General features: G+C 65.6%; 1 protein-coding gene. It reads right to left on the reverse strand.

Annotated elements, in window-relative coordinates; all coding sequences use genetic code 11:
• Positions 1–64: 64 nt before the first annotated feature.
• Positions 65–1,840, reverse strand: a complete 1,776-nt coding sequence (locus tag ACNSTU_RS17470) for an IS1634 family transposase (protein WP_418212811.1) — start codon at positions 1,838–1,840, stop codon at positions 65–67.
• Between the last annotated feature and the right edge of the window lie 131 nt (positions 1,841–1,971).

Here is a 1,971-nt window from a genome sequence, read left to right on the forward strand (position 1 = left end):
CCGAGGTTCAACACTTTGGTTCGTAACTTCCTGATTCGCCGAGGGGGCGATTCAAAAAATATCGCTACGCGGCCTCGTTGACCTTCTTCTGGGTCGGGGTTGGCACCTCCAGGGCATCGAAGAGCTCGCGCTGCTCGGCGGTGATCGTGCTCAGCCCGTGCAGCCATTTTCCGGACGGCAGCCGCACGGCATGGCGCTGGATCGTGCGCAGACGTTCCAGCGCCCGCATGGGTGAGGCGTCACTGCCGGCGGCTTTCAGCCGCCGGCGCATGATCCGCTGGATGGTCAGCGCCATGAAGCAGATGAGCGTGTGCGCCCGGATGCGCTCAGGCAGTCGGTGGTGCACCGGCGCGAGCGCCAGGTCCGATTTCAGCGTGCGGAAGCCGCGCTCGATATCCGCCAGTGACTTGTAACGGCGCACGACCTCGGTGGCGTCCTGATCCTGGACATTGGTGATCAGCAACAGCTTCCCGTCCAGGCGCCACTCACGGCGGAACACCGCGCCGTCGACCTCGTAGCAGAACGTCTCAGAAGTCGGCACCACACGGATGAACCGGTAGAGCCCCGTCTCCTGGAGGTGTTCGTGGAATCGCATCTTCGCGCCCCCGTCGGACAGCGGCCGCCCGCGGTAGGTCGCGCCGCGGTCCTGGCCGTCGAGGCGGTGTTCGAGGTAGAACGCCTCCTCCCGGGCGGCCTCCAGGCGCCGGCGGCGCTCGGCACGGCTCGCCGCTGCCGCCTCGGGATCATGGGCGACGACAAGGCGCCGTTCGACGCCATCGTCTTCACACACCGGCGCCTCGGTGACCGCCTCCTCGCCGGTCTCGCTCGCCGTCTTCACCAGGTACGGGTGCAACCGCGCCAGGGGCTCGGCATAGCGCTTGAACCGCCGGGCGGCCACCGCCACGATGTACTCCACCGCACGCCCATCCGGCAGGCGGATATCCTCCAGCATGCTGAGGTTCGCCTCCGAGAGCAGACCCCGGTCGGCGACCAGGATCAACCGCTTCAGCGGGAAGCGCTCGCAGAGCCGCTCGACGATCCCGCGCACCGTGGCGACTTCCGCCACATTGCCTTCGAAGACCTCGTGGGTGATGGGCAGGCCCTCGGCCGTTTGCACCAGCCCCACCACATACTGCCGGTGGATGCCATCCACATCCTTGCTGCGCCCGGCGCGGCGCAGGTCGCCGTCTTGTTCCGAGTCACCGTGGATCGGGACAGTGGTCAGGTCATAGAAAGCGACTTCGAGCTCGTCGTCGAACAGCGGCAGCAGCTCCCCGGTGAGCGAGCGCTCCAGCGCGTCCTTGTGTTCGATGAGCAGATCCATGGCGCGCAGCAGGTGCGCATAGGTCACTTCATTGCGGTCCACCCCCGGCAGCTCCGCGGTCTCCAGCCACCGCAGCACGCCGAGCTTGCTCTGCGGATCACTCAGACGGTTGATCACCAGCGTGCGGATCACGCCCTCGACATCGAAGCGATGGCGGCGTGAGCGCAGCGTCCGGGCAATGGTCTGGGCGAGCTTGAGCTGATGCCAGATGTGGGTGATCGCCCAGATATCACCCAGATCCCGGGCCGGCTCGAAGGTGGTGTGCTCCTCGGTAATCCCCTCATCCAGCGCATCGAGCGTGGGACGCCCGGCGGCGCGCAGCAACCCGTTGACCAGACCGTCGATGTCCGCGTCCTCGAGCTTGTCGAGGCGGCCGAGGCTTGCGATGTGGCGGCTCTTCGGGCGTCGGCTCTCGGGATCGCGGTAGGACTCGGCGATCTGCAGATAGCGGTAGCCTTGGCTGTTGCGCGTGACCCGGATGTGCATGCACGCATTATAGCGTTCATAAACGCTCAATCAATACTATCGGCAAACCCATGTGCCACTACACGCTGAAAAACTCCAAATCAGCCGCCAACCCGCGCCACTGCATCAGCCAATCGCCTCAAAAGGCCTTCGTGAGGGTGTGAACTGTCGAAGTTGGGAGG

The organism is Aquisalimonas sp. APHAB1-3 (assembly GCF_048323695.1).
Classification (GTDB): Bacteria; Pseudomonadota; Gammaproteobacteria; order Nitrococcales; family Aquisalimonadaceae; genus Aquisalimonas.